The organism is Nonomuraea sp. SBT364 (assembly GCF_001083785.1).
Classification (GTDB): domain Bacteria; phylum Actinomycetota; class Actinomycetes; order Streptosporangiales; family Streptosporangiaceae; genus Nonomuraea.
The window spans coordinates 255,439-270,881 of record NZ_LAVL01000001.1; the positions used below are offsets into that span (position 1 = coordinate 255,439).

The following is a 15,443-nucleotide window of genomic DNA, read 5'->3' on the forward strand; positions in this document are numbered from 1 at the left end:
CTCGTAGCATGACGGCGTGGTCTTCGTCTTCTTCATGGTGGCTGTGGTCACGGCCGTCCACTATTACCTGTGGCACAGGCTCGTGCGCTCCACCACCCGGCCGGGAAGGCTGCGCAGGAGCCTGAGCTTCGCGGTGGCCGGGCTGTTCGTGCTCGTGGTGGCGACGTTCGTCGGGTCGCGGGTCGAGGCGTTCCACTGGCTGGCCTGGCCGGGCTTCCTGTGGATCGCGCTGATGTTCTACCTGTTCGTGTTCCTCGTGGTGCTGGAGGTGCCGCGGGCGGTGGTGGCGCTGGTGACGCGCCGGCGCGCGGCGCGCCGGGCGCCGGTGGCCGAGCTGGTGTCCGCGGGAGCCGGCCCGGTGGTGGCCGAGGAGGCGCCCGAGCCGGCGGCCGACGCCATGAGCAGGCGGCTCTTCCTGGGGCGGGCCACCGCCGCCGTCGCGGGCGTCAGCGCGCTGGGCACGGTCGGGTACGGCGCGACCGTGGCGCTGGGCGACCCGGTGATCGAGCCGGTCAGGGTGACGCTGCCGGGGCTCGACCAGCGGTTGCGCGGGCTGCGGTTCGCCGTGGTGAGCGACATCCACCTGGGGCCGCTCACCGGGATCGGGCACACCGAGCGGATCGTGCGCATGATCAACGGCATGGAGGCCGACGTCGTGGCGATCGTCGGCGACCTGGTCGACGGCTCGGTGGCCGCGCTCGGGCGGCTGGCCAAGCCGTTCCAGCACCTGGAGTCCCGTTACGGGGCCTATTTCGTGACCGGGAACCACGAATACTTCACCGAGGAGGGGCCCGGCGAGTGGGTCGAGGAGCTGGCCGGGCTCGGGGTGCGGTCGCTGCGCAACGAGCGGGTGGAGATCCGTCACCAGGGCGCCGTGCTGGACCTGGCCGGGGTGAACGACCTCAACGGCGTCGCCATGGACGACGGGCCCGACTTCGGCAAGGCACTCGGCGGGCGCGACCCCGGCCGGGCGGCCGTGCTGCTCGCGCACCAGCCGTTGCAGGCTGAGCAGGCCGCCGAACACGGCGTCGACCTGCAGCTCTCCGGGCACACGCACGGCGGGCAGATGATGCCGTTCAACCTGGTGGTCCCCCTGCAGCAGCCGGTCGTGTCGGGGCTCGGCACGGTCAAGGGCATGCCGGTCTACGTCACGCGCGGGGCCGGGTTCTGGGGGCCGCCGGTGCGCGTCGGGGCGCCGCCCGAGATCACTATGCTGGAGCTGCGCTGACTTTACGCATAGCAGTGGTCACGCTGGGCTAATCTAGAGTAGTATCCGAACGGATACCACTGGAGGTGGCGGATGAAGCCCGACGTCAAGTTCTGGGCCGAGCACGGCGCGATGCTGCTGAAAAGCGCCCGCCACACCGCGCGGCTGCACCAGCAGCAGCTCGCGGAGGGCAGCGGCACCTCACGCACCACACTGTCGGCCTATGAGCACGGGCGTAAGTCCCCCACCCTGGAGACCGCCGGGCGCATCCTCGACGCCGCCGGATTCCGGCTCGCCCTGGAGCCCAAGGTGGAGTTCGCCGGTTCTGTGCCGAGTTGTCTCCCCCGGCTGCCGATCGCCGTGGCCCTGGGCATTGTGGCCCACGGCGGCCGGGTCTACGATCTGGCCGACCGCGAGCAACGCCGAGCGGCCTACACGGCGCTGCTGTGCGAAGGCGGGCCGCAGGATTTGCTCGATCACGTGGATGGGGTGTTGCTCGTCGAGCTGTGGGAAGACCTCGATCTGCCCGTGGCCGTCCGCACGGCCTGGGCGCCACTGGTCGAGCGGGCGCGGCGCGGTGACTGACGGAGCTGGGATCGAAGATGGTGTTCATGAACGGTGCACTCACCGGCGCACAGCCGGTTATATCCGACTCGTCGCTCCCTCTTACCTGGATACGCTGACATCATGACCGTCTTTGGCCGCCGCCGACAGGCCCACGTGCTGGCAAACGCGCCGTTCCGCCGGCTGTGGACGGCCATGTCGGTGTGCAGCCTGGGTGACTGGCTCAACATCCTGGCGCTCACCGCGATGGCCGGAAACCTCACCCAGGGCGACTACCGCACGCAGTCGCTGGCCATCGGCGGCGTGTTCGTCGCCAAGATGCTGCCCGCCGTCCTGCTCGGGCCGCTCGCGGGGGCGTTCGCCGACCGGTTCGACCGGCGGCTGACGATGTTCGCCGCCGACCTGGCCCGGTTCGCCGTCGTGCTGTCGATCCCGATCGTCGGCAGCTACCAGTGGGTCATCGTCGCGACGGTCCTGGTCGAGTGCGTCAACCTGTTCTGGGTCCCGGCCAAGGACGCCACCGTCCCCAACCTGGTGCCCAAGGAGCAGCTCGAGTCGGCCAACCAGCTCAACCTGATGGTGACCTACGGCAGCGCGCCGGTCGCCGCCGCGCTGTTCGCCGTCCTGTCCGTGGCAGGCGACGTGGGGCGCAACTTCGTGCCGTTCCTGTCCGGGGTCGACGCCACCGCGCTGGCGCTGGTCGTCAACGCCCTCGCCTATCTGGTGTCGGCGTTCCTCATCTTCACGCTGCGCGACATCCCCCGGCGTGACGGCGCGATCTCGACCCCGTCGGTGCTCAAGCAGGTCGTCGAGGGCTGGCGGTTCGTCGGCGGCAACCGGCTGGTGCGCGGCCTGATCATCGGCATGCTGGGCGCGTTCGCGGCCGGCGGCGCGGTGGTGGGCGTCGCCAAGATCTACGTGGTGGCGCTCGGCGGCGGCGACGCGGCCTACGGCGTGGTGTTCGGCGCCGTCTTCGTCGGCATGGCGCTGGGCATGTTCTTCGGGCTGCGGCTGCTGCGCGAGCTGTCGCGGCGGCGGCTGTTCGGGCTGTCGCTCATCGTGGCCGGGCTCGTGCTGATGGCCATCGCGCTCATCCACAACCTGGTGATCGTGGTCATGCTGACCGCGGCGCTGGGGGCGTGCGCGGGCATCGCCTGGATCATCGGCTACACGCTCATCGGCCTGGAGGTCGAAGACGGGCTGCGCGGGCGCACGTTCTCGTTCCTGCAGTCGACGGCCCGGGTGACGCTGCTGCTGGTCGTCGCCGTGGCCGCGCCGCTGGCCGCGCTGTTCGGCGAGCACCTGCTGACCTTCGGCGACCTGACCTACGAGTTCAGCGGCACCAACCTGGTGCTGCTCATCGGCGGCGTGGTGGCCACGCTCGTCGGCATACTCGGGCTGCGCCACATGGACGACCGCAAGGGCGTCCCGCTCACCGAAGACCTGATCGCGGCCCTGCGCGGCGAGCGGTTCAAGGCCGAGCCCGCCGAGCACGTGCCCGGGCTGTTCGTGGCGTTCGAAGGCGGCGAGGGGTCCGGCAAGACGACCCAGTCCCGGATGCTCGCCATCTGGCTGCGCGACCAGGGCTACGACGTGGTGCAGACCCGCGAGCCCGGCGCCACCAAGGTCGGCATGCGGCTGCGCGCCATCCTGCTCGACGCCGCCGAGCGCGGGCTGTCGGCCCGGGCCGAGGCGCTGCTCTACGCCGCCGACCGGGCCGAGCACGTGGAGAAGGTCATCCGGCCCGCGCTCTACCGTGGGGCGCTGGTGGTGTGCGACCGCTACGTCGACTCCTCGCTCGCCTACCAGGGCGCCGGGCGTTCGCTCGACCCCGGTGACGTGTCCAAGGTCAACGCCTGGGCGACGGGCGGGCTGGTGCCGCACCTGACCGTGCTCATCGACACCCCGCCCGAGGTGGGGCTGACCCGGCTGGGCGGGGCCGCCGACCGGATCGAGTCGGAGCCGCTGGAGTTCCACGAGCGGGTGCGCAAGGAGTTCCGCGCACTGGCCGCCGCCGCGCCCGAGCGCTACCTGGTCGTCGACGGCACCCTGGCGCCCGACCACATCACCCGCACCATCCAGGACCGGGTCCGCGAGATCCTGCCCGACCCGGTGCCCCGGGCGTCCGAAGACATCACGGGCACGATGCCCGCCATCCGCGACTAGCCTTGACCCCGTGGGTGTCTTCGATGACCTGGTAGGCCAGGCGCAGGCGACGGCCGTGCTGTCGCGGGCCGCGACGGCCGCGGCCGAGGCCGTGCGCGGCGGCCGCGGCGCCGGCATGACGCACGCCTGGCTGTTCACCGGCCCGCCCGGCTCGGGCCGGGAGGAGGCCGCCCGCGCCTTCGCCGCCGCGCTGCTCTGCCCCGACGGCGGCTGCGGCCACTGCGACCAGTGTCACCAGGTGCTCATCGGCTCCCACCCCGACCTGGAGTGCGTACGCCCCGCCGGGTTGTCCTACAGCGTCAAGCAGACCCGCGAGCTCATCCTGCGGGCCGCGGGCGCGCCGACCCAGGGCCGGTGGCGGGTCATCCTGTTCGAAGATGCCGACCGGGCCACGGAGTCCGCCGCCAACGCCCTGCTCAAGGCCATCGAGGAGCCGCCGCCGCGCACCGTGTGGCTGCTCTGCGCGCCCGCCCCCGACGACCTGATGATCACCATTCGGTCCCGCTGCCGGCTCGTCACCCTCACCACACCGGGCACCGAGGCGGTCGCGCACGTGCTGGCCACCCGCGACAGCGTCCCCTGGGAGACCGCCCAGTTCGCCGCCCGCGCCGCCCAGGGGCACATCAGCCGGGCCCGCGCGCTGGCGCTGGACGAGGGCGCCCGCCGCCGGCGTGAGGCCGTGCTGTCCATCCCCCGGTCGCTGACCGGCGTCGGCGAGTGCGTGAGCGCCGCCGAGCGGCTGGTCAAGACCGCCGAGGAGGAGGCCGCCGCGGCCACCACCGCGCTCAACGAGAACGAGACCACCGAGCTGCGCAAGATCTACGGCGAGGGCTCCACGGGCAAGGGCCTCAACCGCGGCCTCGTCCGGGGCGGCGCCGGGGCGCTGAAGGACCTGGAAGACCGGCAGAAGTCCCGCGCGACCCGCATCAAGCGCGACTCCCTCGACGCGGCGCTGCTGGAGCTGGTGTCGTTCTACCGCGACGTGCTGGCCATGCAGTTCGGCGCCGGGGTCGAGCTGGCCAACGACGACCTCCGCTTCGAGCTGGACCAGGTGGCCAAGGTGTCCACCCCGGAGGAGACGCTGGGCCGCATCGACGCGATCATGCGCTGTCGCGAGCGCCTGGACCTCAACGTCAACCCGCAGATCGCCGTCGAGTCCATGATGCTGTCGCTACGGGCGTAAAGCTCCTGCCCGGCGCGGCGCGTACTGTGGCAGGTACGTGTCCCCGACGCTGTCAGGAGGCGAGCACGAGCCCATGGGGATGATCATGGCCGTGAGTTTCACCCGCTACGGACGGCTTTACTACCTCGACCCCGGCCCGCACACCCCCAAAGTGGGCGACAAGGTGCTGGTCCCGACGGACGCCGGGCCCGAGGTGGCCGAGTGCGTCTGGGCGCCGCAGTACACCAGTGAGGACATCGACGGCCTGCCGGTCTGCGCGGGGCCCGCGGGCGAGGAGCACCTGTCCCGCGACGAGACCAACAAACGCCGCCGGGCCGAGGCGCGCAGCGTGTCCAAACGCCTGATCAAGCGGCACACGCTGCCCATGAAGGTGGTCGGCGTCGACTACCTCGACCAGGACAACGTCTACACGGTCTACTTCTCGGCGCCGCACCGGGTCGACTTCCGCGCCCTCGTCCGAGACCTGGCGCGCAACCTCCGAGCCCGCGTCGAGCTGCGGCAGATCGGTCCCCGCGACGAGGCCCGCCTGCAGGGCGGCATCGGTCCCTGCGGACGCGACCTGTGCTGCGCGACGTTCCTCAAGGACTTCGAGCCGGTCTCCGTCCGCATGGCCAAGGATCAGGACCTCCCGGTCAACCCGCTGCGCATCGCGGGCGCCTGCGGGCGGCTGATGTGCTGCCTCAAGTACGAGCATCCGCTCTACCAGGAGTTCCGCGCCTCGGCACCCCGGGTCGGCGTGAGCGTGGACACGCCGCAGGGGCCGGGCACGGTCGTGGGGCACAACGTCCCGTCGGACTCGGTGGTCGTCCGCCTCAACGACGGCGGCCGCCGCTGCGCCTGCTCCAAGGCCAGCGTGTGCGGCCCCCGGAAGGCGTACGACTCCACCTACGGCCCGGATCAGGCATGACCGCTGAGGTCGTGCCCATGCGCACTGCCGAATCGCTCTGAACGCCTGCGTGGCGAGCTCGCCGACAAGCCGGTCAGCCGGTAGATGCCCGGCTGAACCAGCCGGGCGTCGTACGTTGGGTACGTCACTTTCCGTGTCCGATCCCTGACAGGCCCAGCGCCGGTGTCGAACGCGCGGAAGCTGATGTCCGCATGCCGGGACCGGGGCCGCTTGGCACTGTCGTCCCCGGGCGGTCACAGGAGGTGCGAGCGAGATCCCTGGAGAGCCATGAAGCAGCCGGCGGTGCCGAGCGACGGCGTGTCCGCAGTACGGGTGCTGCTCTCACCTGCCAACGTCTGGCGATCCGGGCTCGCCGTCGCGGCCGTCGTCGCCGTGGTGCTCTTCCTCCGGTTCGTGGTCACCGACGCGGGTTCGCTGATCGCCATGCTGGTGATGGCGTGGTTCCTCTCCCTGGCCATGGAACCCGCCGTGCGCCGGCTGTCGCGGTACATGCCCCGAGGCAGAGCCACACTGCTGGTGATGACGCTGTCCATCCTCGCTCTCGTGATCTTCCTCTTCATGTTCGGCAACATGTTCGTGCAGCAGGTGGCGGCACTGCTGCGGGCGTTGCCCGGAGCGGTGGGCGGCATTGTCGAGTGGTGCAACACCCGTTTCGGTACCCGATATGAGATTTCCGACATCCTCGAATCCATCAACCTGACCCCGCAGCAGGCGGCCGGGTACGCGCAGGGTGCGCTCGACGGCGCGCTGGGCCTGCTGGGGACGGTGACCGGAACGGTCTTCAACCTGTTCACCCTGATGCTGCTGGCGTTCTACTTCTCGGCCGACGGACCGAGGCTGCGCAGGTGGGTCGCGCAGTTGCTGCCCGGCCGGTTCCAGCAGGTCTTCATCAGCATCTGGGACGTGTCCACGATCAAGACCGGGGGATATGTCTCCTCGCGGCTCATCCTGGCCGCCATCAACGGCACCGCCTCGGCTCTGGTGTTCCTGGCGCTGGACATGCCCTCCTGGCTCGCGCTCGGAGCCTGGACGGGCCTGGTCGCCCAACTCGTGCCCACCATCGGCACCTACATCTCCATCGCCCTGCCGGTGGTGGTGGGGCTGGTGTCGTCCCGCCCCTGGATCGGCTTGGCGGCACTGGCCTGGGGCGTTCTGTACCAGCAGGTGGAGAACCTGACGTTGGAGCCGAAGATCAGCTCGCGGGCGGTGGACATTCACCCGGGGGTGTCCTTCGCCGCCGTGATCCTGGGCGCGTCGCTGTTCGGCGCGATGGGCGCGCTGCTGGCCGTCCCCGTGGTGGCCATGCTGCTCTCCCTGGTCGACACATTCGCCATTCGTCAGGAGTTGCAGGAGGCAGTGCCTGAGGAACCGGAGCCGCCGAAGGGCGAACGGGACTCGGCGCCACCGAAGGGCTCACATCTCGGCTGAGGCCTCCCAGGAATGACAGGGCCGCAGCGCATGGTGCCGGTAGATCATGCCGAAGACCTGTGTCGTAGCCCGTGCGTACACGTTTTCTCCGACGGGGCCGCACAGGCAGTCGGCCGACTCCTCGTGTCCGACCGCGTCATCGAGTGGCCGGATGTGGACGACCTTGTGCACCGCATGCTCCTTCATCTCGCCGTCCGCCGACGGAAGGCGACACCGGCGGGCGCTGCCCCCGCCGTGCCGCCTCGCCGAACCGCGAGACGCCTACCAGGCGTCACCGCGGTCGAACGCCTTCATCTCCCTGCCGTGGACGGCCAGGGCGTAGATCACCAGGACGTCGACGGCGATGACGACCATCGACCAGAGCGGGTATGCGGGGATCCAGGCGAAGTTGACGAGCGCCTGGAGGCCCGCGAGGAAGATGCCGACCGCACGCCCCCAAGCCTTCCCCATCATGACGGCCGCACCGGCGAGGACGACGATCACACCCATGATCAGGTGCATCCAGCCCCAGGCCGTGTAGTTCACCGGGATGGCCAGGTCGTTCGCGGTGACGAGATAGAAGTCGGTGTTGAAGATTCCCACCAATCCCATCAGGGCCTGGAAGCATCCCAGGACCATCATCGTGACTCCAGCGAAGATCACCCAGCCGATCCAGCCTGTGGGCCGGGGCCCTGTCTCCGCCGGTCGGGCCTGTGCCAGTTGCGGGTCCTGTCGCTGCTGGGGCACCGGCGGGGCCTGGTCGCGGGAGGCCTCCTGCGTTCGCGCGTCACGCGGGTGTTCCATGTTCGACTCCCCTCCGCGCGGCGGAGCTTCCGGGCCACCCATGTTCGTGGCGGCCTTCGTCCGCGCGCTTTCCGGGAACTCGGCGGTGCGGGCAGTTCTTGCCCCTTGTCGCCGTTCCTGTCAGCTACCAGTCTTACCCCGACATACCTCGCATTCTTCTCAGATATCGCCAAATGCGGATAATGTGAACATGCCCTCGGGTGGAGGAACCGCCGGAAGGGTCCCCGCTCGCTCGTGAAAATCGTGCAATGTCACTAAGTCGTTGCTTCAGGTTTCGAAAGATGCGCAGGTTGCCTATTGCATCTTTTTACCTCTTTGTGGGGGCCCGCCCGATGGGGAAGGGGGATCACCAGGAGCAGGGAGGAGCGCCATTGCGGGTGTTCTGCCGCAGGATCCCATCGAAACCGTACGTTGCCGCCGATCGCCTGCCGTCGGCGTACGGCCCCGCACCGCTCGTCGACGCATCCGATCAGAAGGAAAGACCCAGTGAGCAACCTCATCGCGATCTCCTACCCGGACGTCGCCACCGCCGTCGCCGTGCGTGATCGCCTGTCTGACCTGCAACGGCAGAATCTGATCACGATGGAGGACATGGCCGTCGTCGAACGCCGGGCCAACGGCACGATCAAGCTGCACCAGACCCAGGGCACGACCGGAATGGGGGCAGCCGGTGGGGCGCTGTGGGGCGGCCTGATCGGGATGCTGTTCTTCATGCCGCTGTTCGGCATGGCGCTGGGCGCCGCCACCGGGGCGGCCGGCAGCGCGATGGCCGACGCCGGTGTCAACGACGAATTCATGAGGGAACTCGCCGACACGCTGGAACCGGGCACCGCCGCGTTGTTCGTCCTGGTCGTGCGGAGCACTCCGGACAAGGTCATTCCGGAGATCCAGCCGTACGGCGGACATGTCATCCAGACCTCGCTGAACCGCGAGGAGGAGGCACAACTGCGCGAGATGATGGAGGGCACCGGCGTCCGTTGACAGGCATCCGCGTCGACGTGACCACGGATCCGATGGTGCGCGCCGCCTGGACGCGCAGGCCGCCCGTCCTGCCACGGGTGCGCGATGTGAGAACTCTCCGTTGGCCGGTCCGGCCACCACCATGAGAGGCCGCTATGGGAGTGGTACCCGATCCAGCTGACAGCCCTCGGCCGGCGGCCGAGGGCGCCCACAGGGACTACACCGGTGCCGTCTATGGATCACTGCTCGCCGCCTCCGTGGTGGCCGGTGCCGGGACGCTCGGCAGGTTCCCGCGCCTGGAGATGATCATTCTGCTCCTGGGCACCAGCGTCGTGTTCTGGGCCGCCCATGTGCACGCTCGCCTGTTCGGTGCCCGAACGGTCTACCGGACCATACGCGTGGCCGAGGTGCGCAGGGCTGGCGCGGAGGAATGGCCGATCGTCACGGCCGCCGTCCCGCCGGCCGCGGCCGTGATTGTCGGCCCGCTGGTGGGTCTGGGACCGCAGGGCACCGCGTGGCTGGCCCTCGCGGTCGCGGTGGCCGGGCAGGTCGGCTGGGCGGCCGCGGCGGCTGTGGGGATCGGCGCCTCCTTGCGGGTGGTCCTGGTCACGAGCGCGGTCAACCTGCTGCTCGGGCTGGTCATCGTGGCGCTGAAGGCGGCATTCCACCATTGACGGTTCGTCCGCCGGAAACCGCTGTGACCGCCACGGTGTCCGGTCTTTCGCCTTTCCGACCAAGCCAGTTCGAGCCCGAGGTGACCATGTGCAGGTGGATGACGTACTGCGGAGACCCCATCCTCGCCGAGGACCTGCTGTTCCGGCCGGTGCACTCGCTCATCGACCAGAGCCTGCACGCCCGGCTCGGGGTGACGACCACGAACGGGGACGGTTTCGGCATCGGATGGTACGGCGAGGGCACGGAACCCGCCGTTTTCAAGAGCATCGAGCCCGCATGGAACGATCGGAACCTGCGGGAGATCGCGCGGCAGATCCGCACCCCCCTTCTGTTCGCGCACATCCGTTCCTCGACCGGCACCCCGGTGCAGCGCAGCAACTGTCATCCGTTCCGGTACGGCCGTTGGCTGTGGATGCACAACGGCGTCGTGGAAGGATTCCGTGAGCTTCGACGTGATCTGTCCATGGCGGTGGAGCCGTCGCTCTACCCCGCCATCGAGGGGTCGACTGATTCTGAGCTCCTGTTCTTCCTGGCGCTCACCTTCGGGCTGGCCGACGACCCGCCGAGCGCGGTGGCCCGGGCCGTCGGGCTGGTGGAAGATGTCGCCCGGCTCCACGGCGTCCCTCCTCCCGTCCAGATGACCGTGGCCACGACGGACGGTGAATCCGTCTGGATGTTCCGCCATGCCAGCGCGGGACGTCCGGCATCGCTCTTCTACTCCACGGACATCTCCCAGGTACGGCTGCTCCATCCGGAGTTGGAGACTCTGCGGCAGTTGGGAGCGGGGACACGCTTCGTCGTCTCCGAGCCGCTTCGTGACCTCGCAGGCACGTGGAACGAGATTCCCGACAGCTCTTATGGGGTTATTCGCCACGGAGAGGTGACGATCAACCCCTTCACTCCCTCGTCGGAGGGGAGGTGAGGTGCCGCCTGCCGCTCACCGCGAGACGGCACGCCCGAGCCACCGTGACGCGCCTGCCGTCCGGATGGGCCGATGGCCCGGCGGCTGATCCGGCGAGCGCCCCGGGCCCGCCTGCCGATGATCGATGGCCGGAAGCGCGGCGGCGGGGTGGAGCGTGACCGGAACCTCCGCCTCCCGAGGCTCGGACGCCACCGCGAAGAGCCCTCTGATCCCCCTGGCTCTCGCCCAGTTCATCTGCAGCTTCGCGGGCTCCAACATGAACGTGATGATCAACGACATCGGCGAGGACCTGGACACGACGGTGCAGGGCGTGCAGGGCACGATCACGCTGTTCTTGTTGATCATGGCGGTGCTCATGATCCCTTGCAGCAAGCTGACCGACCGCTGGGGCCGCAAGAGGTGTTTCCTCGCGGGACTCATCCTGTATGGAATCGGCGCCCTGATCAGTGCGCTCTCACCAAGCCTCGCCGTACTGATCGTCGGCAACTCGGTGTTCGAGGGGGTGGGTACCGCCTTGCTGATCCCACCCGTCTACATTCTCGCGACGATGGCGTTCGACAACATCCAGTCGCGGGCCCGGGCGTTCGGCCTGATCAGCGGGATGGGCGGGGTCGGAGCGGCGGCGGGCCCGCTGATCGGTGGATCCATCGCGACGGCGATCGACTGGCGGGCCGCGTTCGTCTTCCAGGCGCTGGTCGTCTTGGTGATCGTCCGATTCAGCCGCCGGATCGCCGACCCGGTCGCACCGGATCCGACCCGTCCCTTCGACGCCGCCGGGGCGGTCCTGTCGGCGATCGGCATGTTTCTCGTGGTGTTCGGAATCCTGCAGGCCGGCAGCGACGCCGCGCTGATGGCGGCGCTGCTCATCGCTGGAGCCGGCTTCCTGATCTGGTTCTTCCTGCACATCCGCTCCCGGGAACGGGCGGGCAAGGAGCCGTTGCTCACGACGGGACTGTTCCGGAACCGTACGTCCAATCTCGGGCTGGTCACCCAGAACATGCAGTGGCTGGTTCTCATGGGGACGTCCTTCGTCGTCGCGGTCTTCCTCCAGACGGTCCGGGGGTACAACGCGATCGAGACAGGTGTCATCTTCACCTCGGCGACCGTGGGGGTCCTGCTCACGTCGCTGGCCGCGGAGCGGCTCTCCAGGAAGCACTCGCAGAAGGCTCTGATCTCCTCGGGATTCGTCATGACCGTGGCGGGGATCGGCGTCCTGCTCGCCCTGGTGGGGGCGTCGTCCAGAGTCGTTGCCTTCGCGCCGGGGCTGCTGCTGATCGGGCTGGGCGTGGGGGTGATGCTGACCCCGTCGGTCAACGTCGTGCAGTCCAGCTTTCCCGAAGTGCAACAAGGCGAGATCTCCGGATTGTCGCGCAGCGTCTCCAACCTGGGTTCGTCGTTCGGCACGGCGATCGCGGGCACGATCCTCATCTCCGGGCTGGCTGAAGGAAACCGTTCGTACGCCCTTGCCATGATCGCCCTTGGGATATTCGCCCTGGTAGGCCTCGCTGCCGCCATCCGGCTCCCCGCCGGCCGGGGATAGTCTCGCCGTGCCGGTGACGAGGTGTACGGTCTACGGCGCACCCGGTTCGGCGCGGTCGAGCTGCTCATCGAGGGCGATGGCGGCGGCGATGAGCGCCAGATGGGTGAACGCCTGCGGGAAGTTGCCGAGCTGCTCGCCCGACGGGCCGATCTCCTCGGCGAACAAGCCGACGTGGTTGGCGTAGGTGAGCATTTTGTCGAAGGCGTAGCGGGCCTGCTGCAGCCGTCCGGCGCGGGCCAGAGCCTCTACGTAGAGGAAACTGCACAGGTTGAAGGTCCCCTCCGAGCCGCGCAGCCCGTCGGGAGACGCGGCAGGGTCGTAGCGGTAGACGAGGCTGTCGCTGACCAGTTCCCCGTCCATGGCGTCGAGAGTGCTCAGCCAGGCCGGGTCGCGGGGGGAGATGAACCCGACGCGGGGCATGAGCAGGAGCGAGGCATCCAGCACGTCGGTGCCGTAATGCTGCACGAAAGCCTGCCGCTGCGGGCTCCAGCCGCGGTCGACGATCTGGTTGAAGACCGTGTCGCGAACGCTCCTCCAGCGCGCAAGGTCGGCAGGACGGGAGTAGGCGGTGGCCATCCGGATGCCACGGTCGAAGGCGACCCAGGTCATCAGGCGGCTGTAGGTGAATTCCTGACGCCCACCGCGGGTCTCCCAGATGCCCTCGTCGGGGCGGTCCCAGGTATCGGCCAGCCAGTCCAGCAGGCCGGCGAAGGACCGCCAGCCGCGGATGCCTCCGATCTCCTGTGCCTGGGCCAAGGCGTCGGCAGCCTCGCCATAGATGTCGAGCTGGAGCTGGTCGGCGGCGGCATTGCCGGCCCGTACCGGCCCGGACTTCCGATACCCCTCCAGGTGGTCGAGGACCTCCTCGGTGAGGTGCGGGTCTCCGTCGATCCGGTACATGATCTGCAGCGGCTCCTCCGAGGCGCCGCCGGCGTCGAGACGCTCGCGCAGCCACGTACGGAAGGCTTGTGCCTCCTCGACGAAGCCGAGATCGAGCAGGGCCCGGACGGACAGAGAGGCATCGCGGATCCAGGTGTAGCGGTAGTCCCAGTTGCGTTCGCCGCCGATCTGTTCCGGCAGTCCCATGGTCGCGGCGGCGATCGGGGCACCGGTGGGCGCGTACGTGAGGAGCTTGAGGGTGATGGCCGAACGGTGGACCATGTCATTCCAGCGACCGCGGTAGCGGCAGGTGCGCAGCCAGCCGTGCCAGAAAGCGCGGCAGGATTCGAAGCTGTCGCGCACGCCGTCGGCGGTCACGGGCGGCACGGGAAGGTGACCGTCGCTGTCGCTGGTCAGAACGATCGCGGCGATCTCACCGGCCTGGAGGGTGAAGTCGGCGATGACGTCCTCGCCGTCGGGACGCAGGGCGAAGGGGCCGACGGCCTGCAGGTGAAGGTCGGTGCCGGGGCCCCGGAAGATCGCTGATCCGGCATCGCCGAGGTCCAGGGTGTGCGCTGCCCGCCCGTAGTCGAAACGGGGACGGCAGGCGAAGGTGAAAGGCAGGCTCCCGCGAACCACCCGGGCGATCCGCACCAGGCGATGCCGGCCCGAAGGGGTGGCGGAGGTGTTCGGTTCCATGAAGTCAGCGATCTCGCCGACGCCGCCGGGAGCCATGAAGCGGGTGACGAGGATGGCGGTGTCCGGCAGGTAGAGCTGCCGTACGGACGCTTCGTCGTCGCGGTCCACGTCGGCGGCCAACCGGCAGTACCCGCCGCGCTCGCAGTCGAGGATGGACGCGAAGAGACTCGGGGAGTCGAACCGGGGCGTGCACCACCAGTCGACGGTCCCCGTCCCGGAGACGAGTGCGGCGGTTTGCAGGTCGCCGATCATGCCGTGGTCCGCGATCTGTGGGTAGCCGTTCATAAGCCCTCCGTCGTGCGCCGGACGTACCGATCGACTGCCCCCGGGACTACCGGTCACCGAGGGGACGGAGCAGCATTTCCAGGCTAACTCCCGGCATAAGCCGAAGTCATCCGGGGTGCCGGCTACGCCCACTCCGAGGCCGATAAGGTCGTGCCCATGCGCACCGCCGAATTGCTCCAACACCTGCGTCGCGAGTCCGCGGCCTTCCGGGCCTGCCTCGACGGCGACCTGTCCGCCCCGGTCGAGCACTGCGGCGACTGGACGCTGTACGACCTGGCCGACCACCTCGGCGGCGGCAACCTGTGGGCGGCGACGGCGGTGACCGAGCGCCACGGCCGCCACGAGGCTCCGCCGGCGCCGCGTGACGGCCTCGGGGCGTGGTTCGACCAGACCACCGAGACGCTGCTGAAAGCCCTCGACGGGGACCCGGCGGCCGAGGCCTGGACCTTCCACCCGCCCCACACGGTCGGCTTCTGGCAACGCCGCCGCCCGCTGGAGACGGTCATCCACCGCTGGGACGCCGAACACGCCCTCGGCCTGACGCCGTCCATCGATCCGGGGCTGGCCGGGGAGGGAGTGGCGGAGGTGTTCGACACGATGGCGTCGCGCATGATCAAGCGCGGCCTCGCGCAGCCTCCCGCGTACGCCATCCGGGTACGCGCCTCGGACACCGGACAGACGTGGACCTATGGGCCCGGGGAGCCGGTCGCGGAGATCGCCGGCCGGGTGGAGGAACTGCTGCTGATGCTGTGGGGAAGGCTGCCCCGGTCCCACCCCGGGCTGAGGTGGGAAGGGGATGCCGCGGCCGGGCTGGCGATGCTCGACGGGCCGCTGACGCCCTGAGCTTTCCGGGGAGCGAGGACCCCTTGGGCTCCTGTAGACTCTTTCAAGCTGTACGGCACGCCGCCTTAGCTCAGTCGGCCAGAGCACTTCACTCGTAATGAAGGGGTCTGGGGTTCGAATCCCCAAGGCGGCTCCCAGGTCAAAGGCCCCTCGCGATGATCGCGGGGGGCCTTTTGCTAACACTCTTGCTAACAGGAGTCGTCGACCGTCTGGGCGAAGACGTCGGCGGCGGCAGTCTCCGCCGAGCGGATGACATGGACGGGACGCCGGCCAAGAGCAGCAGGATTGCGTGGGCGTGGCGTAGGTCGTGCAGGCGAATCACTGGTAGTGGTTCGGTGGCGGTGGTGGGATAGATAGGGCCGCCCCAGGCTGTCATGAACACGCTGTGTCCATCCCCTGAAA

Annotated in this window: 14 protein-coding genes and 1 tRNA gene; 12 read left to right on the plus strand and 3 right to left on the minus strand. The window is 69.4% G+C overall.

The features are described 5' to 3' along the window. Positions 1-16: 16 nt before the first annotated feature. The 6 genes from ADY59_RS01215 (at position 17) to ADY59_RS01240 (ending at position 7,455) form a co-directional block, all read left to right on the plus strand. Positions 17-1,228 (plus strand): metallophosphoesterase, encoded by a 1,212-nt coding sequence (locus tag ADY59_RS01215; protein WP_231618481.1) that lies wholly within the window; start codon positions 17-19, stop codon positions 1,226-1,228. Positions 1,229-1,300: 72 nt separating this feature from the next. Further along, positions 1,301-1,792: a helix-turn-helix domain-containing protein gene (locus ADY59_RS01220; RefSeq protein WP_049556535.1), complete on the plus strand. Its 492-nt coding sequence runs from the start codon at positions 1,301-1,303 to the stop codon at positions 1,790-1,792. A gap of 102 nt (positions 1,793-1,894) precedes the next feature. Next, entirely contained in the window at positions 1,895-3,937 is a 2,043-nt protein-coding gene (gene tmk / locus ADY59_RS01225; RefSeq protein WP_049556538.1) for a dTMP kinase, read from the plus strand. A 10-nt stretch (positions 3,938-3,947) separates the two neighbouring features. Further along, complete coding sequence (locus tag ADY59_RS01230) at positions 3,948-5,120, plus strand: DNA polymerase III subunit delta' (RefSeq protein WP_049556539.1); 1,173 nt, start codon at positions 3,948-3,950, stop codon at positions 5,118-5,120. Positions 5,121-5,205: 85 nt separating this feature from the next. Then, on the plus strand, positions 5,206-6,027 hold the full coding sequence (locus ADY59_RS01235) for a PSP1 domain-containing protein (protein ID WP_442937658.1): 822 nt from the start codon (positions 5,206-5,208) through the stop codon (positions 6,025-6,027). Positions 6,028-6,294: 267 nt separating this feature from the next. Beyond that, complete coding sequence (locus ADY59_RS01240; RefSeq protein WP_082309756.1) at positions 6,295-7,455, plus strand: AI-2E family transporter; 1,161 nt, start codon at positions 6,295-6,297, stop codon at positions 7,453-7,455. Here ADY59_RS01240 and ADY59_RS01245 read toward each other — a convergent pair. Both ADY59_RS01245 and ADY59_RS53865 read right to left on the minus strand, forming a co-directional pair. Beyond that, positions 7,441-7,626, minus strand: a complete 186-nt coding sequence (locus ADY59_RS01245) for a hypothetical protein (RefSeq protein WP_049556541.1) — start codon at positions 7,624-7,626, stop codon at positions 7,441-7,443. The two genes, ADY59_RS01240 and ADY59_RS01245, sit on opposite strands and share 15 nt — an antisense overlap. Before the next feature lie 90 nt (positions 7,627-7,716). Further along, positions 7,717-8,280 (minus strand): DUF7144 family membrane protein, encoded by a 564-nt coding sequence (locus ADY59_RS53865; RefSeq protein WP_442937656.1) that lies wholly within the window; start codon positions 8,278-8,280, stop codon positions 7,717-7,719. A gap of 444 nt (positions 8,281-8,724) precedes the next feature. Between ADY59_RS53865 and ADY59_RS01255 the strand changes: the two genes are divergently transcribed. The 4 genes from ADY59_RS01255 to ADY59_RS01270 all read left to right on the plus strand — a co-directional run bounded on the left by ADY59_RS01255 (position 8,725) and on the right by ADY59_RS01270 (position 12,335). Continuing rightward, positions 8,725-9,219: a DUF1269 domain-containing protein gene (locus tag ADY59_RS01255; protein ID WP_049556543.1), complete on the plus strand. Its 495-nt coding sequence runs from the start codon at positions 8,725-8,727 to the stop codon at positions 9,217-9,219. Positions 9,220-9,353: 134 nt separating this feature from the next. Further along, positions 9,354-9,872, plus strand: a complete 519-nt coding sequence (locus ADY59_RS01260; RefSeq protein ID WP_049556545.1) for a hypothetical protein — start codon at positions 9,354-9,356, stop codon at positions 9,870-9,872. Positions 9,873-9,895: 23 nt separating this feature from the next. Next, positions 9,896-10,795, plus strand: a complete 900-nt coding sequence (locus tag ADY59_RS01265; protein ID WP_231618482.1) for a class II glutamine amidotransferase — start codon at positions 9,896-9,898, stop codon at positions 10,793-10,795. 124 nt (positions 10,796-10,919) lie between these two features. Beyond that, positions 10,920-12,335 carry an MFS transporter gene (locus tag ADY59_RS01270; protein WP_082309757.1) on the plus strand — a complete coding sequence of 472 codons (1,416 nt, stop codon included), beginning with the start codon at positions 10,920-10,922 and terminating at the stop codon, positions 12,333-12,335. 30 nt (positions 12,336-12,365) lie between these two features. On the opposite strand, the gene ADY59_RS01275 is transcribed toward ADY59_RS01270, so the two are convergent. Next, positions 12,366-14,198, minus strand: a complete 1,833-nt coding sequence (locus tag ADY59_RS01275) for a glycoside hydrolase family 15 protein (RefSeq protein ID WP_049556547.1) — start codon at positions 14,196-14,198, stop codon at positions 12,366-12,368. A 156-nt stretch (positions 14,199-14,354) separates the two neighbouring features. On the opposite strand from ADY59_RS01275, the gene ADY59_RS01280 reads away from it, so the two are divergent. Both ADY59_RS01280 and ADY59_RS01285 read left to right on the plus strand, forming a co-directional pair. Beyond that, positions 14,355-15,041 carry a maleylpyruvate isomerase family mycothiol-dependent enzyme gene (locus ADY59_RS01280; RefSeq protein ID WP_049556549.1) on the plus strand — a complete coding sequence of 229 codons (687 nt, stop codon included), beginning with the start codon at positions 14,355-14,357 and terminating at the stop codon, positions 15,039-15,041. A 59-nt stretch (positions 15,042-15,100) separates the two neighbouring features. Then, positions 15,101-15,174, plus strand: a tRNA-Thr gene (locus ADY59_RS01285). Positions 15,175-15,443: the final 269 nt, after the last annotated feature.

What these genes read in the sequence shown, in the direction of transcription:
- ADY59_RS01275 (WP_049556547.1), bottom strand. Translation starts at nt 14,198, where the DNA reads ATGAACGGCTACCCACAGATCGCGGACCACGGCATGATCGGCGACCTG.
- ADY59_RS01270 (WP_082309757.1), top strand. Translation starts at nt 10,920, where the DNA reads ATGGCCGGAAGCGCGGCGGCGGGGTGGAGCGTGACCGGAACCTCCGCC.
- ADY59_RS01235 (WP_442937658.1), top strand. Translation starts at nt 5,206, where the DNA reads ATGGCCGTGAGTTTCACCCGCTACGGACGGCTTTACTACCTCGACCCC.
- tmk (WP_049556538.1), top strand. Translation starts at nt 1,895, where the DNA reads ATGACCGTCTTTGGCCGCCGCCGACAGGCCCACGTGCTGGCAAACGCG.
- ADY59_RS01260 (WP_049556545.1), top strand. Translation starts at nt 9,354, where the DNA reads ATGGGAGTGGTACCCGATCCAGCTGACAGCCCTCGGCCGGCGGCCGAG.
- ADY59_RS01280 (WP_049556549.1), top strand. Translation starts at nt 14,355, where the DNA reads ATGCGCACCGCCGAATTGCTCCAACACCTGCGTCGCGAGTCCGCGGCC.
- ADY59_RS53865 (WP_442937656.1), bottom strand. Translation starts at nt 8,280, where the DNA reads ATGGGTGGCCCGGAAGCTCCGCCGCGCGGAGGGGAGTCGAACATGGAA.
- ADY59_RS01220 (WP_049556535.1), top strand. Translation starts at nt 1,301, where the DNA reads ATGAAGCCCGACGTCAAGTTCTGGGCCGAGCACGGCGCGATGCTGCTG.
- ADY59_RS01240 (WP_082309756.1), top strand. Translation starts at nt 6,295, where the DNA reads ATGAAGCAGCCGGCGGTGCCGAGCGACGGCGTGTCCGCAGTACGGGTG.